Source organism: Arthrobacter sp. 1088, from assembly GCF_031455315.1.
Lineage (GTDB): Bacteria > Actinomycetota > Actinomycetes > Actinomycetales > Micrococcaceae > Arthrobacter.
In genome coordinates this window covers 1-24286 of the sequence record NZ_JAVDSM010000020.1, presented here as the reverse complement: position 1 = coordinate 24286, position 24286 = coordinate 1, and the positions used below count along the sequence as shown (strand labels likewise).

The 24286-nt window shown below is 62.2% G+C and carries 19 protein-coding genes; 15 read left to right on the top strand and 4 right to left on the bottom strand.

Annotation, left to right across the window (positions count from 1 at the left end; translation table 11 throughout):
- Positions 1 to 48: 48 nt before the first annotated feature.
- From J2Y41_RS21925 to J2Y41_RS21915, 3 genes are read left to right on the top strand one after another with little or no spacing between them, the layout of a single operon-like run.
- Positions 49 to 1515 (top strand): GntP family transporter, encoded by a 1467-nt coding sequence (locus tag J2Y41_RS21925; RefSeq protein ID WP_309931692.1) that lies wholly within the window; start codon positions 49 to 51, stop codon positions 1513 to 1515.
- Positions 1515 to 2390 (top strand): class II fructose-bisphosphate aldolase, encoded by an 876-nt coding sequence (locus J2Y41_RS21920; RefSeq protein WP_309931691.1) that lies wholly within the window; start codon positions 1515 to 1517, stop codon positions 2388 to 2390. The genes J2Y41_RS21925 and J2Y41_RS21920 overlap by 1 nt, the downstream gene beginning before the upstream one ends.
- 51 nt (positions 2391 to 2441) lie before the next feature.
- On the top strand, positions 2442 to 2828 hold the full coding sequence (locus tag J2Y41_RS21915; RefSeq protein WP_224094716.1) for a DUF1304 domain-containing protein: 387 nt from the start codon (positions 2442 to 2444) through the stop codon (positions 2826 to 2828).
- Positions 2829 to 2871: 43 nt separating this feature from the next.
- Here the strand turns inward: J2Y41_RS21915 and J2Y41_RS21910 are convergent, their stop codons facing one another.
- Positions 2872 to 3288, bottom strand: a complete 417-nt coding sequence (locus J2Y41_RS21910) for a VOC family protein (RefSeq protein WP_309931690.1) — start codon at positions 3286 to 3288, stop codon at positions 2872 to 2874.
- A gap of 64 nt (positions 3289 to 3352) precedes the next feature.
- Positions 3353 to 4372, bottom strand: a complete 1020-nt coding sequence (locus tag J2Y41_RS21905; RefSeq protein WP_309931689.1) for an Lrp/AsnC family transcriptional regulator — start codon at positions 4370 to 4372, stop codon at positions 3353 to 3355.
- Positions 4373 to 4493: 121 nt separating this feature from the next.
- Here J2Y41_RS21905 and J2Y41_RS21900 point away from each other — a divergent pair, with 121 nt between their 5' ends.
- The 6 genes from J2Y41_RS21900 to J2Y41_RS21875 all read left to right on the top strand — a co-directional run bounded on the left by J2Y41_RS21900 (position 4494) and on the right by J2Y41_RS21875 (position 13664).
- Complete coding sequence (locus J2Y41_RS21900) at positions 4494 to 5912, top strand: MFS transporter (protein WP_309931688.1); 1419 nt, start codon at positions 4494 to 4496, stop codon at positions 5910 to 5912.
- Positions 5909 to 7120, top strand: coding sequence for a M20 family metallopeptidase (locus J2Y41_RS21895; protein WP_309931687.1), 1212 nt, complete (start codon positions 5909 to 5911; stop codon positions 7118 to 7120). Before J2Y41_RS21900 ends, J2Y41_RS21895 begins: the two co-directional genes overlap by 4 nt.
- A gap of 90 nt (positions 7121 to 7210) precedes the next feature.
- Complete coding sequence (locus J2Y41_RS21890) at positions 7211 to 8626, top strand: acyltransferase (RefSeq protein ID WP_309931686.1); 1416 nt, start codon at positions 7211 to 7213, stop codon at positions 8624 to 8626.
- On the top strand, positions 8623 to 8979 hold the full coding sequence (locus tag J2Y41_RS21885) for a GNAT family N-acetyltransferase (RefSeq protein ID WP_224094728.1): 357 nt from the start codon (positions 8623 to 8625) through the stop codon (positions 8977 to 8979). The genes J2Y41_RS21890 and J2Y41_RS21885 overlap by 4 nt, the downstream gene beginning before the upstream one ends.
- Positions 8980 to 9150: 171 nt before the next feature.
- Positions 9151 to 10713, top strand: a complete 1563-nt coding sequence (locus J2Y41_RS21880; RefSeq protein WP_309931685.1) for an RNA polymerase sigma factor — start codon at positions 9151 to 9153, stop codon at positions 10711 to 10713.
- A 215-nt stretch (positions 10714 to 10928) separates the two neighbouring features.
- Positions 10929 to 13664 carry a hypothetical protein gene (locus J2Y41_RS21875; RefSeq protein WP_309931684.1) on the top strand — a complete coding sequence of 912 codons (2736 nt, stop codon included), beginning with the start codon at positions 10929 to 10931 and terminating at the stop codon, positions 13662 to 13664.
- Between the two features lie 2 nt (positions 13665 to 13666).
- On the opposite strand, the gene J2Y41_RS21870 is transcribed toward J2Y41_RS21875, so the two are convergent.
- Positions 13667 to 14023 (bottom strand): hypothetical protein, encoded by a 357-nt coding sequence (locus J2Y41_RS21870; protein ID WP_224094736.1) that lies wholly within the window; start codon positions 14021 to 14023, stop codon positions 13667 to 13669.
- Positions 14024 to 14253: 230 nt separating this feature from the next.
- Between J2Y41_RS21870 and J2Y41_RS21865 the strand changes: the two genes are divergently transcribed.
- Genes J2Y41_RS21865 through J2Y41_RS21850 form a run of 4 tightly spaced genes read left to right on the top strand, consistent with a single transcriptional unit; the run spans position 14254 to position 19602 of the window.
- Positions 14254 to 15816 (top strand): aspartate aminotransferase family protein, encoded by a 1563-nt coding sequence (locus J2Y41_RS21865; RefSeq protein WP_309931683.1) that lies wholly within the window; start codon positions 14254 to 14256, stop codon positions 15814 to 15816.
- On the top strand, positions 15813 to 17174 hold the full coding sequence (locus tag J2Y41_RS21860; protein WP_309931682.1) for a lysine N(6)-hydroxylase/L-ornithine N(5)-oxygenase family protein: 1362 nt from the start codon (positions 15813 to 15815) through the stop codon (positions 17172 to 17174). The genes J2Y41_RS21865 and J2Y41_RS21860 overlap by 4 nt, the downstream gene beginning before the upstream one ends.
- Positions 17171 to 17761, top strand: coding sequence for a GNAT family N-acetyltransferase (locus J2Y41_RS21855; RefSeq protein ID WP_309931681.1), 591 nt, complete (start codon positions 17171 to 17173; stop codon positions 17759 to 17761). Before J2Y41_RS21860 ends, J2Y41_RS21855 begins: the two co-directional genes overlap by 4 nt.
- On the top strand, positions 17758 to 19602 hold the full coding sequence (locus tag J2Y41_RS21850) for an IucA/IucC family siderophore biosynthesis protein (RefSeq protein ID WP_309931680.1): 1845 nt from the start codon (positions 17758 to 17760) through the stop codon (positions 19600 to 19602). The genes J2Y41_RS21855 and J2Y41_RS21850 overlap by 4 nt, the downstream gene beginning before the upstream one ends.
- A 181-nt stretch (positions 19603 to 19783) precedes the next feature.
- On the opposite strand, the gene J2Y41_RS21845 is transcribed toward J2Y41_RS21850, so the two are convergent.
- Complete coding sequence (locus J2Y41_RS21845) at positions 19784 to 20515, bottom strand: hypothetical protein (protein WP_309931679.1); 732 nt, start codon at positions 20513 to 20515, stop codon at positions 19784 to 19786.
- A 315-nt stretch (positions 20516 to 20830) separates the two neighbouring features.
- On the opposite strand from J2Y41_RS21845, the gene J2Y41_RS21840 reads away from it, so the two are divergent.
- Complete coding sequence (locus J2Y41_RS21840) at positions 20831 to 23443, top strand: GEVED domain-containing protein (RefSeq protein WP_309931678.1); 2613 nt, start codon at positions 20831 to 20833, stop codon at positions 23441 to 23443.
- 148 nt (positions 23444 to 23591) lie between these two features.
- On the top strand, positions 23592 to 24286 hold a 695-nt coding region (locus J2Y41_RS21835; RefSeq protein ID WP_309931677.1), incomplete at its 3' end, for a SpaH/EbpB family LPXTG-anchored major pilin.

The window sequence follows — 24286 nt, the reverse complement described above, 5'->3', positions numbered from 1 at the left end:
CCTCCCGCCGGTCTTCTCTAGACTGGTATGTCAAAGGAGACACCCCCAATGAATCCCCTCATCAACTCCTTGGTGGTCCGGGCTGCTGATGCCCCCGCCATCAAACCGGCTGTGGAACTGGGAACACCCCTGTTGCTGACCATCGCTGCTGCGGGCATTGCCCTGCTGCTGGTGCTGATTATCCGCTTCAAGATCCAGGCCTTCGTTGCCCTGTTGGCTGTCAGCATCCTGGTAGGCGTGGCAGCCCAGATTCCGCTCAAGGACATCTTCACCGTGGTGGCCAACGGCGTTGGCAGCACCATGGGCAAGGTTGCTTTGTTGATTGCCCTCGGCGCCATTCTTGGCCGCATGATCGAGGTATCCGGCGGCGTGCAGTCGCTGGCCACCCATTTCACTGAGAAGCTGGGCGCCAAGCGTGTTGCCATCGCCTTGACGGCCGTGGGCTTCCTCGTGGCGATTCCCGTGTTCTTCGAGGTGGGCGTCATCGTCCTCGTCCCGATTGTCTATGCCTTCGCCAAGATCGCGAACGTTCACCCCATCAAATTCGGCCTGCCCATGGCCGGCATCATGCTGTCCATCCATGTGGCAGTCCCGCCGCACCCGGGAATCGTTGCAGGCGCCGGCGTCTTCGGCGCTGACATTGGCCTCATCACCCTGATCTCGCTGATCATCTGCGTGCCGCTTGGCTTCCTGTCCTACTGGGTTGCCAGCATCATGAACCGCAAGGACTACGAACTGCTTCCAGTCGTCAAGGCGCAGGTGGACGAATTCGGTTCCGAGTCCCTGGTCCACGTGGGCTCTGACGGTCCCGGCGCCCGCGCCATTGCCCCTCCGCGTCCCGGCCTGATCATGTTCCTGATCGCCGCTCCAATCGTCCAAATCCTCGTAGGCACGCTGGGGACGCTGACCATTGCCAAGGACAACTACTGGTACGGCGTGGCCGCGTTCATCGGCAACCCGTTCTTCGCGCTCCTCGTGGCGGTAGCCCTCTCCTTCTTCCTGCTGGCGGTCCGCCGCACCTGGTCACTCAAGGAAACCGGCGAGATCTTCGAAGGCGCCCTTCCTCCCATTGCGTCCATCCTCATGGTTGTCGCCGCGGGCGGCGTGTTCGGTGAAGTCCTCCGCACCTCCGGCATCGGCGCAGCCCTGTCCCACACCCTGGACAGCCTGGGCCTGCCGGTGATCGTTCTCGGCTTCGTTATCTCCCTTGCACTGCGCGCCGCCCAGGGCTCGGCCACCGTTGCCATTGTCACGACTACCGGCCTGCTCACTTCCGCAGTGATGGAAGGCGGCTACACGCCCGCCCAGATCGCCGTGATCGTGATCGCCATCGGATTCGGCGCGTTGGGGTTGTCCCACGTGACGGACGCAGGATTCTGGACCGTGATCCGCTACTACGGCCTTACTGTCACCGACGGCCTCAAGACCTGGACGGTCCTCACCACCATCCTGGGCCTGGCCGGCTTCGCGCTGACGTATGTTGCCTGGATCCTGGTGGGAGGCCTGGCCCACTAATGCGCGCCAAACTGGATCAGTTGGTCATTTCCGCGCTCGCTGACGGCTCTGCTGTTCCAGCCTTCACCTGCTACGACTTCACGACCGCGCTGGCCGTTGTTTCGGCGGCGGAAGAAGCCCGGCTCGGCGTGATCCTGCTCGTAGCTCCGAAGACGGCCTCCACCCCCAACGGGCTCAGACTCATCGCAGCACTTCGCGGCCTCGCCGACGACGCCAGCATCCCCGTGTCCGTCCAACTGGACCACGCCTCGGACCTGCAGGTCATCCGCGACTCCGTGGCTGCCGGTGCCGATGCCGTGCTGGCGGATGGTTCGTCCTTGCCGTTCGAGGACAACATCGCCTTGGTCCGCGAAGTCCGTGCCGCGCTGGATGCGCAAGGAGCGTCCGACGTCGTAATCGAGGCAGAGCTGGGTGGCCTGGCGGGCGACGAGGACAAGGCATTCGGTACCGAAGATTCAGCGCACGACGCCGGTACTTCAGTCGCCGGCCTCACTGACCCGGCGCAGGTGGCCGAGTTCGTTGCGCGGACCGGAGCGCAACTGCTCGCCGTTGCGGTGGGTAACGTCCACGGAAAGTACAAGGGCGAGCCCAACATCCGCTGGGATGTACTCCATGAAGTTGCTGCACGGACGGAGGTTCCTTTGGTGCTGCACGGCGCCTCCGGCATCCCCGCTGAACAGCTTTCAAAGGCTCCTTCCATGCAGGTTGGCAAGGTGAACTTCAATACCGAGCTGCGCACCGGAATCCTGGCGACCCTCGAAGCTGAAACCGCCGCCCACCGGGCCGACGGTGAGAACCTCCAAGGCTTGCTGGCGCGATGGAACGGATCCGCGTGGTCCTTCGCAGGCGCGACACTCGCCATGCTGAGTGACTGACACAACCCCGCCCTCACGGGCGTCGTAACATGGGGAGGCTAGGATCAGACCATGATCCTGGCCTCCCTGATTTTCGCCCTGCTTGCGGCGTTGCTCCACGTGTACATCTTCACCATGGAATCCATCACGTGGACCAAGCCAGCTACATGGAAGCGATTCAGCGTGACATCGCAGGCCGACGCCGAAACCACCAAGCCACTTGCCTACAACCAGGGTTTTTACAACCTCTTCCTGGCCATCGGCGCATTGATAGGCATCATCGCAGTGGCCATGGGTGCTCCGCAGGTGGGCTGGACCCTCGTCTTCAGCTGCTGCGGTTCCATGCTCCTTGCGGCACTGGTGCTCGCAGCGAGTGGCAAAAAGTACCTCCGCCCTGCGGTTCTCCAAGGGACAACGCCGCTGCTCGCCGTCGTGCTTGGCGTGCTGGCTGTCCTTTAGGGCGCTCTTGCTTAGTGCTCCGGTTGCTTAGTGCTCCGGTTGCTTAGTGCTCCGGCGGGCCGCTCTGCGCGGCCTGGTCCATCCACACAACTTCCCAGTGGTGGCCGTCGAGGTCACGGAACGCCCTGCTGTACATGAACCCGAGGTCCTTGGGGTCGTACGTCTCGGAACCTCCGGCCTCGACCGCCTTGGCGGCCAGGGCATCAACACCTTCGCGGCTGTCGGCAGAGATGGCAACAATTGCCCCGACCGAGCTCCGGGTGTCCGCGATGGGCTGATCGGTGAACTGACTGAATTTGTCGTGAGTCAGGAGCATTGTGTAGATGGTGTCGCTAAAGACCACGCAAGCGGCAGTCTCATCGGTGAAGTTTGGATTGATGGCGTAACCGAGGGAAGTGTAGAACGCCTTGGACGCCTCGAGGTCGCTGACGGGCAGGTTCACGAAAATGGACGTAGTCATGGGGTCGATCCTGCCGGTGTTTCGCCATTCCGTCCAGAGCACCGTATGACCTTGTGGATAACGCTTACGAAGTCTCCCTCCATAGCGGCAGGGGCACCACGCTGCGACTGCGACCCGCTTCGTCAAGGACGTGGCCCAACCGCTTGAAGGTCCGCACCACCGCCTGCCTTGAGATGACTGCACTTCCTGGAGCCCGCTGGGCAAGTTCACGTTCGTAAGCCTGGACCTCCAGATAGTCCCGGACCCACAAAGTGACCAGCAGGTTCTGTGCGCCAAGGACTTGGGCGCTCAACCGGCAATTGGGCAACGACGCGAAGAAGCTGCCCACACCGTCAACGAACTCAGCTGGAACGTTCAGGACGAGCGTCACTTCCCTCAGGCCCTGCTGGGCGGAGCTGGACGCATCGCACCTCAGCGTCATGTAGCCGGTTGCCAGGAACCGTTCCACCCGCCGTCGGGCTGTTTGGGGCGAAACGCGGCAGGCGGCACCCAGTTCCGCCCAGCTCGCCCTGCCATCCTTGGCGAGCTCCTCCAACAACGCTGCATCAAGCCGGTCCGGCGCGTAGGCCGACTGCTCGGGCAGGGGTTCCGCTGACACGAGCCTTGCGCGCGCGGGTTCCAGCGTGCCACTGCGCCATTCTGAGGCCTGCCGATACAACTTGGTGACGAAAACGACCTCACGATGCGTGACGCCGGGCAGCCTTGGAAAGGCGCCGGTGACGATATCCATCAACTCTTCATGGCTGGATGCAAAGCAGTCAATGAAGAGATCGTGCGCACCTGTCACTAGAGAAACTGTGCCGAATGCAGGTTCGGAGCACAGCTGCTCAATCAGCGCCTCGCTCTCGCTGGGCGAGGATGACAGATGGATGAAGGCTGACCACCCGGCACTGAGATAGCGCTGTCCGGGTGCAGGTGTGATCCAAGCCTGGCCTTGGCCGGCAAGAGCGTTCCATCGCCTTGCCACTGTGGGCGCAGACAGCTCAAGGGCGTCGGCAATCCGGCTCCACTCTGCCCGCGGATTGATTTGGAGGGCATTCAGGATTTCGAGGTCCAGCTCGGAAATTATGGCTGATTCGTTCACTGAGGCCTTCCTTGTGTGTATTTCAAACAATTTCCCAGCCAGTCTAAACGAGGGCAATATCGTCGTGACTCGCATCACTAATCGGCGGCACCCTCAACAGGCCAAGACCACAAGGAAGCACATGGGAAGCAAGACAGCACCAGCGGCGGCGTCTGGAACGACGCGCCGGTCCATTGCGGGAATGATCTTCGCAATGGCATTGATTGAATCACTGAGCGGGGTCACCCAGGGGTACTTGAACCCCATCCTCCCCGCGCTCGGACCCGTCTTCGAGATTGACGACCCCACCATCAACGGCATCTTCCTGATCTCCAACGTGAGCTTTGCAGTCCTCACCCCGATCATTTCAAGGCTCGGAGACAGCTACGGGTACAGGCTGGTGCTGCGCTGGTCCACAGGGGTTGTGACGGCAGGAGTTCTTCAGATGGCCTTGTGGCCCTCGCTGTGGACGGTGACGATCGGCGTGGTCATGCTTACGTGCGTGGTGGGCTTCATCCCCCTCATGATGGGCATCCTGCGCGTTAGCAGCCCTGGGCATACGCGCACTGGTGTGAGCGTCATGATCGGGATGCTCATGATCATGGTGGGAGCGGGCGGGCTTTTTGCCGGAATCGTTGGGGTCACCAGCCCGACGCTCGGTTTCTGGGTGGCTGTTCCTTTCGCGGTGGTCGCGTTCATTTCTTCCTTCTTACTGCCCGACGCCGGTGTGCCGACCCGCGAGGGCATCGCCCTTGGGCCGTTGCTGGCTTGCTCGCTCGGTCTCATTGGTTTTGTTGTGGCGCTCTCGATGGCGCCCGAATGGGGTTGGCTGGATGCCCGCACCTTGGCCGCTGGCCTGCTGGGAGTATCCCTGCTGGCCTACTGGGCCAAGCGTGATTACAGCGCAAACCAGGGTAAGCGCTTCATGGACCTGCGGATGCTGGCCATTCCGCGGATCCGCTCCATCTCACTGGCTACTTTCTTCTTTGGCTTCGCGTCCATCAGCTACTTCGGCACCAACGGGATATTCCTGCACTCCAATCCTGAAAAGACGGGTTACGGATTTGCCCTGAGCCCCCTGATGATCGCCATTGTCCTGGCCTTGGCTTCCGTGCTGTCCCTTTTGTCCTCGCTGCTCACGGCCCGGGCTTTGCGAAAATTCGGTGAGCGGGCCACGCTCGTGTTTGCCGGTGTCTTGCTCGCAGTCGGATTCCTGGTCATGATGCTGGCCCACAGTTCCCTCGCCGGCTATTGCCTGGGCTTTGCGATGTTCAACCTAAGCCTGGGAATGTACCAGGCCGGAACCCGCGCATTGTCCGTGGAAGGAGTCCCATTGGAGGAAACTTCAACTGCTGCCGGGCTCAATGAGCTCGCGTTGTCCGTCGGGATCGCGGTGGGCGCGGCCGTGGTGAAGCTGATCTCCTCCGCGTCCGTGGAGTCCGGGCACATTTCAGAGTCCGGGCTGCAGGGCATCTGGGGAGCCCTTGCTGTGGCCGCACTCGTCGCGGCGGCCGCAAGCGCCCGCTACCCAAAGCGCGAAAACGCCGGGGTGTCCGCATGACCGCCACTGGACTTAACAGCCTAAGCCGCGGGGCCGCCGTCGTACGCGTATCCCAAAGCGACATCGAGGCCAGGCTGAAGGCTGCCACAGAGCGGTGGAAACCGGACCTGCTGGACCTCAGCCACGCCATCCACGCCGATCCTGAGCTCGGCGGGCAGGAGTTCCGTGCAGTCAAGCGGATCAGGCGGCTACTCCATGCGGCGGGCTTCCGCTTCGATGATCGCCAGCCACTACAACCCACCGCCTTTAGTGCGCGGCTGGGAACCGGAGACCTGGTTGTGGCGCTGTGCGTTGAGTACGACGCCCTGCCCGCCATTGGCCACGCATGCGGACACAACGTGAACGCGGCCAGCGCGATGGGAGCAGCGCTGGCCCTGGCGGCAGTCGCTGACGAACTCGGCATCACTGTCAAGGTGCTCGGAACGCCGGCGGAGGAGACCACCGGTGGGAAGGTCGATCTCATTGACGAAGGGTTTTTCGACGACGTGTCCCTGGCAATGATGGCCCATGCCGCGGCAAAGGACGTGGTGGGCGGTTCGTCGCTGGCGATGTCCATGTGGGACGTGTTGTTCGAAGGCAGGCCGGCCCACGCAGCTGCCGCCCCGATGGAAGGAGTCAACGCCCTGGACGCACTTGTCGTCGCCCAGACGGCTGTCGCGCTGGCCAGGCAACAGCTCCCGATCGGGTCGATCATTTCGCTGATCGTCACCGAAGGCGGAAGCGCCGTCAACGTCATCCCCGAGCGCGCAAGGGCGAGCATTGAGATGCGGGCTCCGAGCATCGAAAAGCTGCGCATCATCCAGGACAAGGTGCGGCGCTGCCTCGAAGCAGGCGCCCACGCCAGCGGTTGCACCCTGGATGTCACGCCAGCGGGCAATGACTACGCCGAACTCCGACAAGACCCGTTCCTGTCGGATGCCTACCGGGCAGCCATGACGGCCATCGGACGGGACGTCGTCTTCAATACCGAGCCAGTGGCCTCCACGGACATGGGCAACGTCTCCCAACTGGTGCCAACCATCCACCCCATGGTTGGCTACGACGTCCGTGGCGCAGCCCATCACACAGCAGAGTTCGCGGCCTTCGGCGCTTCGGCCGGCGCCGACAAGGCAGTACTTGACGGATCGTACGGCCTGGCCGCGGCAGCGTGCGCCGGTGCCTTGGACCCGGAGGAACGAGGGCGGTTACTGGCCAGGGTGCGCCGCTAGCACCTGCCAACGCCGGCACCGCTGGTCCCCACGGCACCCGGGGCGGACAATGGAGTCAACACGCAGGAGCGTGTATTCGTGGGGAGGGCCATGCAGCGGGGAAAGCCGGTTCATCCAGGCGCCAGCCGAAGCACGGCTGTGCCGGCGGCTTCGGCTGCGCGGCTGGAACCGGCTGTGCATCGTGAACCGGTTGTGCAGCGTGATCCAGCGATCGACCTCGTCCGCTTCATCTGCCTGCTCCTGGTGGTCGCGGCCCACTGCATGATGGTCAGTCCCGTCCTGCACAGGGATGGGAAAGTCACCACGGAAAACACCCTCATGGAGCAAAGCTGGTTCACGCCCGTGGTTTGGGTGCTCATGATCGTGCCGTTGTTCTTCGTTCTGGGCGGCGTCACCGGGTTGCAGTCGTGGCGACGCCTGCAAGCACGCGGCGGCACAGGCTTCGACTTCGCCCAGCTGAGACTGCTGCGTCTGGTCAGGCCAGCCATGGCCCTGCTCGCCATCATGTGGGCGGGGCTCTGGCTGGCTCTGCTCAGCGGCGTTGACCCCCAGGTGATCCAGTTGATGACCACCGGGGCTGCGATGCCACTCTGGTTCCTGGCTGCCTACCTCACGGCCCAACTCAGCATCCCGCTCATGGCCCGGCTTCATCAACGTGCCCCGCTGCCTACGTTGGGCGTCCTCGTGGCGCTGATCATTACCGTCGACTCCCTCCGCGGCGCTGTCCCGGTTCTTGCCTTCGTCAACATGGTGTTTGTCTGGTGCGCAGTCCAGCAGCTCGGCTTCCTCATGGCGGACGGCTTTTTTGAGCATCGCAGCAGAACCTGGTTGGTAGGGGCGATCATAGTCAGCAACGTGTTGCTCGGGCTGGTGACCGGCGTGGCCGTATATCCGGGCAACATGGTGGTGAACATCAACCCACCCAACCTTTGCCTGCTCCTGCTGGCGATTTCACAGACTGCCACCCTCCAACTTCTGGGCAAAGGCATACGCTGGATCGCCTCTGTCCGCTGGGTCCAGGCGACAATTGCGGTGGCGGGCCGCCGGTCCATGACCGTCTACCTCTGGCATCTTCCTCTCCTGGTGGGCATGTCCGGACTCCTCTTGCTCACCGACTTTCCCAAACCCCCCGACGGCACAGCGGAATGGTGGTGGGCGCGAATCCCCGTCTTCTTCGCCGTCGTAGCCCTGCTGCTGCCGGTCGTGCTGCTCCTCGGTCGCCTCGAGGACCGTCCGACGGCGGCCAGCCACGCGCGGGGTCCCTCGCGCACCGCTGTGGTGACGGCCGCCGTCGTGGTCTTTGTCCCCGTTGCGGATGCCGCGTTCAACGGCCTGACGCTGGCGCTCCTGGGCGGGGGAGCGGCATGCTTCGCGCTCGCGGTACTGCTGCTTGGCAGGGTCCCGACGCCGGTGCTGCCGCCACCGGGCCCGGACGGGAGGCAAACACGCGGGGGAAAACGGTCCACATTGCCAGCGCCCGGTTTACGTGCCAATCTCGAATCATGACCGAGCACACTGAATCATTGGCAGACTCATTCCGCGCTGGCGTCACCACAGTGCGCAACGATAAGTTCCACCGCTATGAACTCCGCGTAGACGGTGAGTTGGCGGTGATGTCCCAATTCATCGATCGGCCCGGTCACATCGATTTCACGCATACCGAGACAAAGCCACAGTTCAAAGGCCAAGGGCTGGCCAAGGTGCTGGCCCACTTCGCCTTGGACGATGTGGTGGCGTCCGGCAAGCGCATCATTCCGCATTGCCCGTACATCGCGGCATACCTGCAGAAGCATGAGGGCTACGAGCAGGACGTCGACTGGCCCGCCGAGAAACCTGTAGGCGAACCGGACAACGAGTAGGGTTCGCGGGCTATTTTGGCGCCTCCAGGGCGGCCTGATACGCGACGCCTCCCAACTGATTAGTGCACGTTTCTGCTGGATCGTGTCGCGGAAATTCCAAGTAATTTAACCCCGTAGTCCTAAGTACCCTGCGATTCAAGTCATCCCGGAATTTGCTGTCACACTGGGCCTATGGGGAGCGATTTTGATACTGGTTCCAGCAGCGGAACCATCACCGCTGGACCTGTCAGCGATCAGGAAATCATTGCGGCGGTCCGAGGAGGTGACAACGAGGCCTTTGACTCGTTGTACCGGCGGCATCTGGCTGCTGCGCAATACGTCGCACGGGCGAATACCGATAACCCGAGTGACGCCGACGACATCGTTGCCGAGGCCTTCGCATCAGTGTTCCAGGCCCTTAGCGGCGGCAAAGGACCACGGGAATTCTTTCGTGCCTACCTGCTGACGGTCGTGCAGCGGACAGCGCATGCGCGGAACCGGAAAGCAAGGCTCACCCAGTCCGCCCCTGACGACGCGATGTTGGATACCGCCGTCGTGGACGCCGACCCCGTCTTGAGGGAATTCGAATCCTCGGCTGTGGCGTCGGCATTCAGGTCCCTTCCCGAGCGCTGGCAAGCGGTGCTTTGGCATGTGGACATTGAGGGCATGAAGCCGGCTGCTGCTGCGCCGTTCATCGGTGTCAGCCCCAACGGAGTGTCCTCGTTGCTGATCCGGGCAAGGGAGGGGCTCCGCCAGGCGTATCTGCAAAACCACGTGGTGGTGGCCCCCGACGATGAGTGTTCGGAGTATTCCGGCCAGTTGGGCAAATATGCACGGAACGCCCTGAAACGGACCTCACGCGAAAAGGTCAGTGCGCATCTGGAGACCTGCTCCAAGTGCACTGCGCTTCTCTTTGAACTTAACCACATCGAAGGTGCCATGCGGGCGGCTCTCTTCCCCCTGGTGACGGGCATCGTGTTGACTCCTGGCGCGGTTGCGGGATTGCTCGCGGCAGCGAATCCGTCCGGCGCCACCGGGCAGAGCCCTGCAACAATTCGATCGCCCGGGCACATATGGAAGGTTGCTGCGGCTATCGCTGCAGGCGTGGCGATTTTTGGTCTTGCCGCGTGGTTCGGGCAGCCTGAAGCGGAGGTCAGCAACGCCGGTGATGCTCCAAGTGCCTCGGCATCACCCCCGGCGTCCAGTGCTGCAGCTGACGTGCCCACCGTCCCCTCCCCAGCTCCGACTGCGGTGCAATTGCCGCAACCTTTTGCACCCGTACAGGTTCCGCCGCTTCCGGTCACCGAGGAAATTGCCAGGCAGCGGGCAGCAGTTGTCACGAACTCGGGGACGATGTCCTCAACCACCGAGGCGACGCCTCCAACGGCTGCCCCGTCACAGACGGTCGAGGCTTTCTTTGGCATGGAAGCCGGCAGCGGGTTACTCGATCGCGATGTCAGTGTTGGCTTTTCACTCATCGGAGATCGGGCGCCAGGCTCTGGTGAAGCAATCTTCAGCCTGCCGGAGAATGCCACGTTCATCCCGGGGAAATTCTCGGCACCGGCCGGATGGTCGTGCTCGGATCCCGCTGCGGACAATCGATTGATCCACTGCACCACGGTGTCCATCGAGTCAGCCAGCCTTGCGTTCGAGCTCGGCGTTTCCCTTCGGAATACAGAAGCGGGCAGCACGCTGAACTATCAGTTCAGCGGCCAACACATCCTTACCAAGTCCTTCGCCAGTAGTTTTCACTAGTCGCGCTGCCTTTCGCCTGCCGCACCCGGCGCCGGCCAGCTCGAATAGGGCCTCAATCTTTTTCTGTTTTCTCCGTCACGATTCCGCTTTAGCCAACACTAAGAGGCTGACAATATCTGTGCGCATCGGCTTCCTTGGAAGCGGAAGCACCAAGCGCAACTGCCTGGGTCTTGAGCCTGGGGCGCTTGGGGACGATGGAAAGACAAGCAACAGCCGTGAAGAATTCTCTCCTGGCCAGAACTTTGGTGATACTGCTGTCCACCCTTGCTGCTACCTCGGCGCTGGGAGGCCTTCAACCTGCCCCTGCGCAGGCGACAACGCCGTCAACGCCACCTATGCCTTCAACATCCTCAACGCCTGATGCTACCCAGCCTGGCACTGTGGTGTTCTCGGAGAATTTCGAGCACGGCAGCCCCAACTCCGCCCTTGGCGCGCAGTCTTACTCGGCTCCCGGGTCAAAGCAGTACATTGGCAAGGGCGGCCAGGCGTACACAGGTTCTCCAGGTTGGATCGACGCTGCCAGATGCAATGGCGTCATCCTGAGCTACCGGAATTCGAACACCCCCACATGGGCACAGTCCGGAACCGCGGCCGAAGGCAAAAGCAACAGGTGTGCCGAGCTCGCGGATATTCGCAGCTATCAGTACATGCGCATGCTGGCCTTGGGCATGGGGCAACAATTCACCCCCGCCTCTCCCACCACCAATCACGTCAACGGCTCTTACACCGAATGCCCGTCTACCAGTTCCACCGGATCAGTTTGCGATGCCATCCCGTCCGGGCCCGCTGATGGGGTGATGTTCAGGACCACCCGCCCAATCCCGGTGACAGCGGGCCACTATTACGCTTTTGGCCTCAACACCGCGTACATGAATTGCGGCCTGGCTGCGGGCGATCCGTCCTATCAGTTCGCCGTCGTTGACAGCGATGGGACAGCCACACCGGTTGGAAACCCACTCAATGGGTGCCAGACCTGGGACGATCCCAACGTGGACTCGGTCCAGCAACAAGTCACCAGCGACGTCGGCGGAACCCCGGGAACCGTCACCAGGACCGTCAACGTCAACTCGATGACGTCGAACACGGCGATCCGGGCCAATGGCAATTCCCTGGGGCTTGAAATGTGGAATAACAACGGCACCACCAACGGGAACGATGGCGCCTTTGACGAAGTGCGCCTGCTTGACGTCACTCCAGAACTGAAGCAATCTTTCACTCCTGCCGTGGTGGGCCCCGGCGGGATTTCCACCCTCACGCTCACCGTCACCAATACCAGCGAACTCAACGCGAAGCATGACTGGTCCATCAACCAGGTGCTTCCTTCCGGACTGACGATCGCCGGGGATCCGAACATCGGGGGAACGTGCGTTCAGGTTCCCGGAACCAACCCATTCCTTCGCTCGGCAGATGCCGGCAGCGGAACGCTTTCGATTTCCGGCGGCGACCTCAGCCGAGGCCAGGCCTCGTGCACGGTGGTGGTGGATGTGACAGTTTCGGCCGAGGGCACGTATTCCAGCGCACCTACCGACATTGCAACCAACTTGAACCCTCCGGCAGCGGCTTCCCTGGTGGTCCGGGCTCCCAGGATTACGCTGGGCAAGGCGCTGACCACCGCCCGCGCTGCGGTCTCCGACCAATTCACCATGGAGATCCGTGCAGGGTCTCCCACCGGTCCAGTGATAAATGCCACTAATCATTCCACTACCTCAGGATCTGTAGCAGGTATCGCAGCGGGCTCTGGTGTCACGGGTCAGACGACGGCCAACACAGGCACTACCTACTACCTCACGGAAGCCGGCGGCATCCCATCCAATTACCACCGGAACATCACCTGTACGGACACAGCTGGCCTGCAGCCGAATTTGCCCGCAGGAGCGGCGGTTGACCGACCCTTTGCGCTGACGCCCGTCGCCGGCGCAAACATCCAGTGCATTTTGACTGGCGCCGCTGCGCCCCTTCCCGGCCTGGGGTTTACCCACAGCGCTGATGCCTCCGCTGTCCACTCGCCAGCGCAGGCAGGGGATGTGATTCGCTACATCTTCAGGGCAACGAACAGTGGGAACGTGCCACTGACTGATGTGGTCATCAACAACACTCTTGCCGGACTCCCGGAGCTGGCATATTCGTGGCCCGGGATCCCCGGCCAGCTGCTACCGGGTCAAACAGTGAGTGCTGTCGCTGCCTACAGCATCACCCAAACAGACCTCGACGCCGGTCGGGTCGCCAACTCCGCTGCGCTCGCCGGTGTTCCCGGCGCCGGCGGCCTCACGGCCTCGTTGCCTGTGACTACAGATACACCGTTGTCACCGGATGCGCGCCTTGAGTTCTCCACCACCGCAGATGCCTCTGCGGTGGGTGATCCCGCAAAGGTGGGCCAGGTCATCACCTATCACTTCACGGCGAAGAACGCCGGAAACACCGCCCTCAAGAACGTCGCCATTGTGGATCACGCGCGAGGACCCGGGCCACTGGTCTACGCATGGCCCGGAGCCGCGGGTGAACTGCAGCCCGGTGAATCTGTGACGGCTTCCGCAAGCTACGAACTCACGTGGTGGGACGTCAAGGCAGGCAACGTCGCTAACTCGGCAACAGCTATGGGGACGTCTTCGGCAGGTGTGCTCGTATCAACGCATCCTGCCACAACCGCCGTGGCCTTTCCGTGGACAGGGCAGAAGGAGATCGAAGAGGCTTTCCTGCGGATAGCACCGCAACCGGGACACGAGGCCTCCTCGCGGCCCGATTCGAATCAGCCCGCTTCGAATCGGCCCGTTCCCAATCAGCCCGGCGGGTCGGTTCAGCCCGGCGAGTCCGTGATTACTTCGAATTCGTCAGCCGGAGCATTGGCCAACACGGGAGTCGCGTTCTCCATTCTGCCGGTCGCTGTCCTTATCTTTTCGGGTCTCGTCCTCTACCTGATGGGACGCCGCAAAACTGTCCGGAACCAGCCGTAGACCTAGGTAGTGGCGTGCTTCTTCTGCCACTGCGCGGCATGCCAGAACAGAAGGGCGGCCGTGACCAGAATGGCGCCAGGAAGGACGTAGGGCACGGACTGCAGGACCATGAAATTCACTTGGGATGGGGGACTTGTCGCCGTCGGACCGGTCATTGCCGCTACCGAGTCGAAAGCCCAGATGCAAAACCACGCCAACCCAGCGTCCAGCACCCAGAGGGCCGCGACGAACGGGTTCACGAGTACTCGGCGCCGTGCCCGTTCGGGGGCTTCAGGGGCATGCGGATTCACTGCCCGCACCGCATTCCCGTGTTCATCGATCTCGCGGAATCCGATCCGCTCGTGGATGTCGTCAGCCACTGGTCCCCCAACCGTAGAGTTTCTGTGCCGTTGACTCTACAGCCCTTGGCAAGAGCCGGGGTATTTTCCACGGCGTCAGCTTCCAATGAAAGTCAATGACGCTTCCCCTGTTCACAAAACGGCCAGAATACGTACGTTGGGCGAAATAGGTCACAAAAGTTTGACGAAAAGGCAAGCCTAAGTAAGGCTTGCCTTTGCTAACTAGCGCCCAATGATGGAAGGAAGCTGACGTGACGTCACCAAGTGTCGAAGAGCGGATCGCTCAGGAGCAGGACTTTGGCTCCAAGGTGGAACTGGCCCTCGCTGCCACAAACCAGCTGTTCAACGCTCGAAATTCGCCCAGCTATGTGGCGCAGGTTCTTCAGGGAGTCAACGCTGTCTCCACCAAAGTCCAGCGAACGGCCCGTCCGTTCACCGGCGTCGCGCATGCAGAACTGAAGGCCCGTGTTGGTGCCGTCGACCTCGAACGTCCGCTGCCGGATACGGCTGCTGCCCTTGAGGAGCTTGACGGGCTCTACCTCAAGGACGCGATCTACTTCCACGATGCCCGTTACGCGGCACACTTGAACTGCCCGGTGGTCATTCCCGCGCTGGTTGGTGAAGCCGTGCTCTCGGCAGTGAATTCGTCCATGGACACATGGGACCAGAGCGCCGGCGCCACCATGATCGAGCGGCGCCTCATCGATTGGACTGCCGGCCGTATTGGTTTTGACGCCGCGGCCGATGGTGTCTTCACCTCGGGTGGGAGCCAGTCCAACTTCCAGGCGATGCTGATCGCCCGCAATCACGCCGTGGCCAGGCTGCGTGCCACGAACGGCGACGCGCGACTGCCGCACCTGCTGGATCGACTCCGGATCTTCACCTCCGTTGACAGTCACTTCAGCATCCAGAAGTCTGCTTCCATGCTCGGGCTTGGCTTCGACGCGGTGATCTCCGTGCCCACCGCTGCCGACCACCGAATGGACCCCACCGCACTTGCGGCTGCTCTGGCGGAAGCGCACGACGCCGGCCTGGTACCGATGGCGGTCGTGGCTACTGCTGGAACCACTGACTTCGGCTCGGTCGATCCTCTCTCCGAACTGGCGGCGTTGGTGCGCGCCTATGATTCCTGGCTGCACGTGGACGCTGCTTACGGTGGCGGCCTCATCGTTTCCGGCCGCTACCGCCACCTCCTGAACGGGATCCACCTGGCCGACTCCGTCACCGTCGACTTCCACAAAACCTTCTTCCAGCCCGTCAGCTCCAGCGCAGTCCTGGTCCGCAACGGCTCAATGATGCGCCACGTCACCTACTACGCCGACTACCTGAACCCGGAGAGCGCCGCGAAGGCCGAAATCCCCAACCAGGTGGACAAGAGCATCCAGACCACCCGGCGCTTCGACGCCCTTAAACTCTGGCTCACCCTGCGCATCATGGGCGCCGACGCTATCGGCGCGTTGTTCGACGAGGCGATCGACCTTGCTGGCCGCGTTGGAGCCCTGTTGGTGGATGACGCCGAGTTCGAACTCGCCGCCGCACCCCAATTGAGCACTTTGGTATTCCGCTACCGCCCGGCCATTGACGGCGTGGCATTGGACGAGGACGCAGCAGATGTCCTCAACCCGGCCATTCGCGCATCGATCTTTGCTTCGGGCGAAGCCGTGATTGCCGGAACCAAGGTTGCCGGCCGCCACTACCTCAAATTCACCCTCCTCAACGCCGAGGCCTCCCTGGGGGATATCCAGGAAATCATCGAACTTATCCGCCGGACGGGCGCCAGCCTGCTCGCGACCACCACGGAGGCTGCAGCATGAGCACCCAGGACAACGGCAAGATTTACGACGTCGCCGGCATCGGCGTCGGGCCATTCAATCTGGGCCTCGCCGCGCTAAGCGAGCCGGTTGAAGGCCTGGACTGCATCTTCCTTGAACGTCGCGAATCCTTCGACTGGCACCCCGGCATGATGTTGGAGCCCGCGCATCTGCAGGTCCCGTTCATGGCTGACCTCGTCACGTTGGCCGATCCGACGTCGCCGTACTCGTTTTTGAACTTCCTCAAGCAGACCGGACGGTTGTACCGCTTCTACATCCGGGAAAATTTCTACCCGCTGCGGGCGGAATACAACCAGTACTGCCAGTGGGTGGCCGGCCAATTGGAGTCCGTCCGTTTTAGCACAGATGTGCTGGATGTGACTTACGACGACGGCGTGTACCGCCTTTCGGTGCAGGGTCCTGGAGGAGGCGGGGGTCCTGGAGGCGCTGAGGTGCTTCGCGCCCGCCGCTTGGTCCTGGGCACCGGCACGTCACCGTACATTCCGGACTCGTGTGCAGGGATTGTGGACGGCGGCGGACTTGTCCTCCACAACGCCGAGTACATGTCGAGGAAGAGTGAGTTGCAGTCCAAGCGCAGCATCACCATCGTCGGTAGCGGGCAGAGCGCCGCGGAGCTCTATTACGAACTCCTTCAGGAAATCGACGTGTACGGCTACCAGCTCAACTGGGTAACACGTTCCGGCCGCTTCTTCCCCTTGGAATACACCAAGCTCACGCTCGAGATGACCTCGCCCGAGTACGTGGACTACTTCCACTCGCTCCCGGGCGAGCAGCGCGACGGTCTGATCAAGAACCAGAAGAACCTGTACAAGGGCATCAACTCGGACCTGATCGACGACATTTACGATCTCCTTTACACCAAGAGCCTCTCCGGCATAGTGGATACGCAGTTGCACACACACTCGTCGCTGACAGCGTCCAGGTGGGACGCGACCACGGGTACCCACACGCTGGAGTTGCACCACGAGGAACACGGCCGCGACTACAGCCTGGAGTCCGAAGCCGTGGTCCTCGCAACCGGCTACACCTACAAGGAGCCCGCCTTCCTGGCCGGCATCCAGGACCGGATCCGCCGCGACGCCAAGAGCCGCTTCGATGTCGAGCGCAACTACGGAACCGGCGTCGAACCTGGCGAAATCTTCGTCCAGAACGCTGAGCTTCACACCCACGGTTTCGTCACGCCGGACCTCGGCATGGCCGCTTACCGCAACTCCTGCATCCTGCGGGAAATCACGGGCCGCGAGGTCTATCCGATCGAGCGGAGCATCGCGTTCCAGCAGTTCGGTGCACCCGCTGCAGTGCCTTCTGCCATTCCGGTCACGGCTGGAGCAACCGTATGAGCTTCACATTCCGGCCAGTCGACCCCATAGCGGACGCACCCCTCCTCCACAGCTGGGTCAGCCAGGAGTACGCACGGTTCTGGGGGATGGTTTCGACCACCGAGCAGGACGTTGTGGAGGAGTACTCGCGGATCGCCGAATCGGGTCACCACCTGGCGTTCCTGGGACTCGACGACGGCGCGCCCGCGTTCCTGATGGAGCGGTACCGTCCCGAATCGTCGCCGTTGGCAGACGTTTACGAGGTCCAAGGCGGCGACGTGGGCATGCACCTCCTGGTGTCCCCGCCAAGTGGCGACCCGCAGCCCGGCTACACCACGGCCGTCATGCAGTCGGTGATGACGGAACTCTTCGCTGACCCCGCAGCCCAACGCGTCGTCGTCGAGCCTGACGCCCGCAACCACAAGATCCATGTGCTGAACGAGAAGGTGGGCTTCCGCCCGCACGGCGTGGTGACCCTTCCCGCCGTCGATCCTGCCGAAGACCACAAGCAGGGACTCCTGAGCTTCTGCACGCGCGAGGATTTCCTCGCAACCCTGACCCCGATTCTGGCCGCGCCTGCCGCGGCGACCAGAGGAGATTCCCTGTGACCACTACTGCCGAAACCACCACCCTCCACGAGGCAGCCGAACCTGTATCCCACCTGACCCCGGAGCGTTGGGCCGTCGCCAACAGGCACGTGATCCGGAAAGCCATTGCCGAGTTCTCGCACGAGCGCATCCTGGCGCCGAAGCTGATCCGGGAGGAGGGCGACGGCGTCGGGCTCTACAAGGTTGTGAGCGACGACGACGCCGTTGAGTACCGGTTCCATGCGCGGATCCTGCAGCTTGAGCACTGGTCCGTTGACGCTGGGTCGATCGCCCGGCTGCGCGGCGGTGAAGAGCTGCCGCTGGATGCCTTGGACTTCATCACCGAGTTCCACGAGTCACTGGCCATTCGCCAGGAGATGCTGCCCGTTTACCTCGAGGAAATCAGCAGCACGCTGTCCAGCCACGCCTACAAGCAGGGCAAGCCTTTCAGCTCTGCCGAGTTGGCTGCGGGCATCACCCGCGGCGCGGACCGGGCGGCCGATTTCCAGGCTATAGAGCACAGCATGACCGAGGGGCATCCATGCTTCGTTGCCAACAACGGCCGGCTGGGTTTCGGCATCGCCGATTACCATGCGTTCGCGCCGGAAACCGGTGCCGTGGTGAAGCTTCAGTGGATCGCAGTGCATCGCAGCAAGGCCGTGTTCACGTCCAGCGCAGGCTTGGATTACCGGACGCACTTTGAGGCCGAACTCGGACCCGCAACCTTGGCGTGGTTCAACGCGGAACTTGCCGCTTCCGGCCTTGATCCTGAGGACTACCTGCTAATGCCGGTGCACCCCTGGCAGTGGGACAACAAGCTCACCGTGACGTTCGCGGCAGAAATCGCCCAGCGCCACATCGTGAACCTGGGCAGCGGCGAGGACTCCTACCAGGCACAGCAGTCCATACGTACCTTCTTCAACACCACGTCACCGGAGAAGGCGTACGTCAAAACGGCAATGTCCGTGCTGAACATGGGCTTCATGCGCGGCCTGTCTCCGCAGTACATGAAGGCAACGCCTGCCATTAATGACTGGCTTCAGAAACTGATCTGCAATGACCAGGAGCTCCAGGACCGGGGCTTGGCCATGATCCGTGAAACGGCGGCCATCGGCTACCACAACCACTACTACGAGGCTGCGTCGGCGAAGGGCTCGCCTTATCGGAAGATGCTCTCGGCTCTGTGGAGGGAAAGTCCCCTTCCGATGCTTAAGGACGGTCAGCAGTTGGCCACCATGGCTTCCTTGTTGCATGTGGATTCCTCCGGCGCCTCCGTGACCTCAGCGCTGATTCAGCGCTCCGGGTTGGCTCCAACGGAGTGGCTGCGCCGCTACTTCGAGGCCTACCTCGTTCCGTTGATCCACTGTCTCTACGAGTATGAGCTCGCGTTCATGCCTCACGGCGAAAATGTCATCCTGATCCTGGAAGACGGTGTACCCGTCCGGGCAATTATGAAGGATATCGCCGAGGAGATTGTGGTCATGGGGGACCGGCTGGACCTGCCCGCGGAAGTCTCCCGCGTCAAGGCCGAGATTCCCGCTGAAGAGATGGTGCTTGCGATCTTCACTGACGTGTTCGACTGCATCTTCCGTTTCCTGGGGGCCATCCTTGTGGAGGAAGGGACGCTGCAGGAAGACGAATTCTGGGGGACTGCCGCTGCCGTGGTTCGTGAATATCAGGAACGCCACCCGGAGCTAGCGGACCAATTCGCCATGCATGATCTGTTCGCTGCGGACTTCGAGTTGTCCTGCCTTAACAGGCTGCAACTGCGGAACAACCAGCAGATGCTCGATATCTCGGATCCGTCCGGTGGATTGCAGATGGCTGGCCGTCTGGCCAACCCGCTGGCAAAGTTCGCTTAGCGGAAAATTGGCGGAGGCGCCGCCGGGAAAAATTGCTTCATCCGGTGGCGCCTCCTCGTGGCTGGCTGCCTGATCCGACCCCAGGCAGCTGCCACGCCCATGTAGTACTGGTTACCCCTGAATCGTGTTGCAAAAAGCACGCGGATTACGGCATTTTCCTATTCCCTTGCCTTTCCTTTCATCAGGCTGACCGTCTGTGCCGGAGGCCGGCGATTGCCCGGTCGCATTCTGCCGGCGAGGCCGGAAAATCCAAAAATTCCACGAGCGTTCGCCGTCCAACGCCCAGGTTTAGCCCGTCGATGAGTTGCAGACAGCGGAACAGTGCCTCGTAGCTCTCCCGCTTGCGGGTCATCATGGTGTGAATGCTTCCGCGATGATAGGCCGCAGTGGCTTCCACTGCCGCAAGTTCCCCTCGGCATATCTGACCCATTTCGGCCAACATTTCCCAGCTAAGCAGCTTGCCGTCTTTGGACCATCCCAGATGAAGAGTCGCTATCGTGTGGCTTCTACGCCGGGCGCGGGGGTACTGCGACATCTCATGGATCAGCCGTTCAAAGTGCGCCATGGTTGCAAGCCCTGTATAGACGTCGGTGCAGGAGAACGGTTCAAGACGTTCATTTTCCATGGCCCATCCCTCGACGAGATCCCGCATGGAGCCATCGTCAGCAGGTACCCCCGCCGCGTCGAAAAAGGCACTGAGGTCCTGCATGGTTTCGCGGACTCCAACGCCATGATAGGCACGGGACGCCCCGAGGTTTTTGGCGGACATTTGCAGCTCTCCGCCCTCCGCTTGAGCCTTCAGCATGTCCTCGACTTCAGGAACCAGCCAGTCACCCGGGAACAGCCATCCGGCCTGCTCACTACGTTGTCGCCAGCGCCCACGGAGCTGTAAGGATCTGCTTTCGATTCTCAAGTGAGCGAGTTGATCTTCCATGTCCAATAAGTGCCGGGGATGCGGAAGTCGTGACGCAATTTGGTCCAAATACTGGACATTGGTCTCGCTCGGCATCGTTCCGTGCGCAGTCCGGGCCTTGGCCACCATCTTCCTGTGAGACCCCGAGAGCTGCCTCTCAAAAAGTTTTCGTTTTCTGCGACACGAATTTTTCCCACCCCGCACTCATTGACTGGAGATCCACCTTGAAGGACGCAAGTGGGAGGCCTCCGTTGCTTCAACGTTTTGCTCGTCGGCTGTGGGGTCGGCCGGTCACTGTTCTTTGGAAGGAACCCCTTGAAGTATCCGCTAGGGAAGATTACGGCGTTCGTTGCCGCGTTGATGGTGGTCCTCGGGGCACTTTCAGTGGTGGCGCTCGGCCTGACTGCACCGGCTCAGGCCTATGAGATAGCGACCAGCCCGGCGAACATCACTGGCGGTGACGCCACTTTGACGATGCCGGGGTCGGGCCTGACCGCGACCTACGACCAATCGGGGCTAACCGACCTCGTGGGCCGGACAACGATGGATAGTCGAGGCTATGTCGCAAGCGACTTTTCACCGGCAATCCCAGCCGGGTCGCCAGCTGTCGAATTCGCCACCAACGCAATCAACAATTGCGCAGCAACTGGTCCTTGTAGCGGCTTGGGGACTGTCACGATCGCGTTCAGCCAGCCAGTTAGGAATCCTGTGCTCAACGTTGCAGGAATCGGGGCCACCTCATGGCTTGATATTGGCAAAGACGGCACGATCGACCAACAGTCCGAATTCCACGTCGTGCTGGACATGGCAACGACAGGTTTGTCCATGACCCGGCTTTCCGGTGGAAACCTGGCGGTAGTGGGAAATACGATCACTGCCACTAACGACAACACTGGCATTCGCTGCGACACGAATGTTAACGGTGGCACGCCTCCTCAGCATGACGCAGAGGCTACGGCAGCGTGCGGCTCCGTCCGGATCAACGGCATTGTCACGTCCCTGACGTTCAACATCAGCGCCATCTTCACCCAAACCACCAGCACTATGCCGCCCAACACGATCAACGACCCACAGGACTCGGGCCATAACGCCGACAACTTTCTGATGGCGATGACCGTTCCGCAGGATTTCGGTGACGCGCCTGCTTCGTACGATCAAAACAATGCCGCAAGGGCTGTTCTTTCGGATGTGACCCTTGGGGCGAACGTGACTGAGGATAACGCTCAGGTCGCCAACGGCACCGCGTCGCCGAATGCGGGTGCGACGGCGGCCCAGGACCTGATGGACGACGGCGTGGCTCTGGCGCCCATGACGCAAGGTGCTACCAGCTACTCAACCACCGTGGCGATCAGCGGGGCCAGCAAAACCGGAACGACCTGTGGCTGGATTGACTTGAACAAGGACGGCCTGTTCAATAACACCGCGGAGCGCGCCTGCGCCACGTTCGCTGCGGGCGCCACGACCGCAACACTTACCTGGACAGTCCCTGCCGGGGTCACCGCTGGGACAACGTATGCGCGGTTCCGGATCGGCTACACCGCCAGCCAGATCCAGGTCCCGATCGGTGCCTCGAATTCCGGCGAGGTGGAAGACTACATCTTCACGATCGCTCCGGCGTCCGCTCCTGCGATCACGCTGGTCAAGACAGTGGACAAGACCACCCTGGTGGCCGGTGAAACCGCAACCTACACGTTCGTGGCGAAGAACACGGGCAATGTGACGCTGACCTCGGTGGTCATTACCGAGACCCAGTTCTCCGGAACGGGCACGATGTCCGCCCTTTCCTACACTTGGCCTGGCCTTCCCGGGGTCCTTTTGCCCGGACAGTCAGTGACTGCCACCGCAACATATGTGGTCACCCCGGCGGACGTCACCACGGGGCTACTGACCAACACGGCGAAGGTCACCGGGAACCCGCCCCTTGGCTTGCCCGTCTCGGCAACCGATGATGCCCAGGTCACCGCACCTCCGGCGTGGAAGATCAAAAAGAGCGCCACCGTCAACGGGTCGGTTCCTGCGGACCAGTCCGTCAGCCCGGGGCAGACCATCGTGTACACCGTGACGGCGACCAGTATCAGCGGCACCATCACGGGAGTCGTGCTGAAGGATGACCTGGCGGAGGTCCTGGATGACGCGACGTTCGTGTCCGGTTCGGCGACCCTGGTGATTGGTACGGGATCACCGGTGGCTGTGGCCGATCCTGTGCCGCCGTCCACGTTGTTGAGCACTGCAGCGTTCACGCTGCCTGCCGGTCAGACAGCCACCCTGAAGTATAGCGTCGTGGTCAAAACGGGCGCCTGGAACGCACAGCTTGTCAACGTGGTGACGGGCACAGCGTCTACCACGCCACCGCAGACGTGCGCGCCAGCCTCGGCAGGGCCGGGACCTGACTGCACCACGACGCATCACACCCCGGGCAAGGTGCTGATCGAGAAGATCGGCGAGTCCTCGAGCGGTACGTGGGTTCCGATGGCGGGCTCCACGTGGGCCGTGCATACCGACAACAACGGCGCACCCGGTGCCGTGTTGGCCAGCCCGGTCGTCACCGCCGTGGCCGGGCAAACAGGCCGGTTCCAACTCGAAGGAATCCAGCCAGGAACGTACTGGCTCGAAGAAACCACGGCGCCGGACGGGTTCAGCCTGCTGGCCGAGCCCGTGCAATTCACCATCGCAGCGAACGGTGCCGTGTCCCTGGGCCAGGGTTCCCAAGGTCAGGGCACCGGCGGCGGGGTAGTGACCAGCACCGACGCCGACGGCGACGGGATTTTCCTCCTCACAGTCCGCGACGTCCCGGCGCTGGAGTTGCCCGAGTCCGGCGGCATCGGCTGGTGGCCCTTCACCACGGCCGGATCCGTCCTGCTCGCCGGTGCCCTCGCACTGACCATGGCCGCCAACCGCCGACGCCAGCAGGAGTCCATCACTACCTGACACCGGCCCATTACTACCCGGCACGAGTCGGTCAGTACCTAAGAAGAGTTACCCCCAAGCCCCGTGCGTGTTGCGGGGCGGGTCGGTGCATGTCCATGTCCGAGTACCACCACGATGAAAAACCATCACGATGAAAGAGGAAAACACAGTGAGTAATCACCACACCGGGCGGCTTTGGAAGACCGCCGCCGCCACGATCGCCGGGGCGGTGTTGGCGATGTCCTTCTCCGTGGCCCCGGCTTCGGCTGCGCCCCTGGTTGATGGGGACCAGACCGGTTCCATCACGGTCCACAAGTTCGAACGTCCCGCCACCCCGACGGGCCTGCCGAACAACGGCACGTCGGTGGACACCACCGGCCTGACACCGTTGGCCGGTATCGAGTTCACCATCCAGCAGGTCAACACCATTGACCTGTCCACCAATGCCGGCTGGGACGCGGCGCACAACCTCTCGGGCGTGTTCGCTCCGGCCAACGCTGCAGGTTCGATCACCGGTGCGGGCTACACCCTGGGCGCCGCCCAGGCGAAGACCACCGATGCTGCGGGCACCGCAGCTTTCACGTCATTGCCTGTGGGCCTGTACCTGGTGACAGAAACGAACTACCCGGCCGGTGTGACGCCCTCGGCCCCGTTCCTGGTATCCGTGCCGCTGACCGACCCGGATAACAAGGACAACTGGATCTATGACGTCCACGTCTACCCGAAGAACTCGGTAGCCGGTGCGGAAAAGACCGTCACGGATGCCCCCGACGTGAAGCTCGGGGACCAGATCGACTTCACCATCACCGGTGACATCCCGAACGAAGCCGTCATCGATGGCTACAAGATCGTGGACGTCCTGGA

What these genes read in the sequence shown, in the direction of transcription:
- J2Y41_RS21925 (WP_309931692.1), top strand. Translation starts at nt 49, where the DNA reads ATGAATCCCCTCATCAACTCCTTGGTGGTCCGGGCTGCTGATGCCCCC.
- J2Y41_RS21880 (WP_309931685.1), top strand. Translation starts at nt 9,151, where the DNA reads ATGGGGAGCGATTTTGATACTGGTTCCAGCAGCGGAACCATCACCGCT.
- J2Y41_RS21855 (WP_309931681.1), top strand. Translation starts at nt 17,171, where the DNA reads ATGAGCTTCACATTCCGGCCAGTCGACCCCATAGCGGACGCACCCCTC.
- J2Y41_RS21915 (WP_224094716.1), top strand. Translation starts at nt 2,442, where the DNA reads ATGATCCTGGCCTCCCTGATTTTCGCCCTGCTTGCGGCGTTGCTCCAC.
- J2Y41_RS21895 (WP_309931687.1), top strand. Translation starts at nt 5,909, where the DNA reads ATGACCGCCACTGGACTTAACAGCCTAAGCCGCGGGGCCGCCGTCGTA.
- J2Y41_RS21860 (WP_309931682.1), top strand. Translation starts at nt 15,813, where the DNA reads ATGAGCACCCAGGACAACGGCAAGATTTACGACGTCGCCGGCATCGGC.
- J2Y41_RS21900 (WP_309931688.1), top strand. Translation starts at nt 4,494, where the DNA reads ATGGGAAGCAAGACAGCACCAGCGGCGGCGTCTGGAACGACGCGCCGG.
- J2Y41_RS21890 (WP_309931686.1), top strand. Translation starts at nt 7,211, where the DNA reads ATGCAGCGGGGAAAGCCGGTTCATCCAGGCGCCAGCCGAAGCACGGCT.
- J2Y41_RS21885 (WP_224094728.1), top strand. Translation starts at nt 8,623, where the DNA reads ATGACCGAGCACACTGAATCATTGGCAGACTCATTCCGCGCTGGCGTC.
- J2Y41_RS21910 (WP_309931690.1), bottom strand. Translation starts at nt 3,288, where the DNA reads ATGACTACGTCCATTTTCGTGAACCTGCCCGTCAGCGACCTCGAGGCG.
- J2Y41_RS21920 (WP_309931691.1), top strand. Translation starts at nt 1,515, where the DNA reads ATGCGCGCCAAACTGGATCAGTTGGTCATTTCCGCGCTCGCTGACGGC.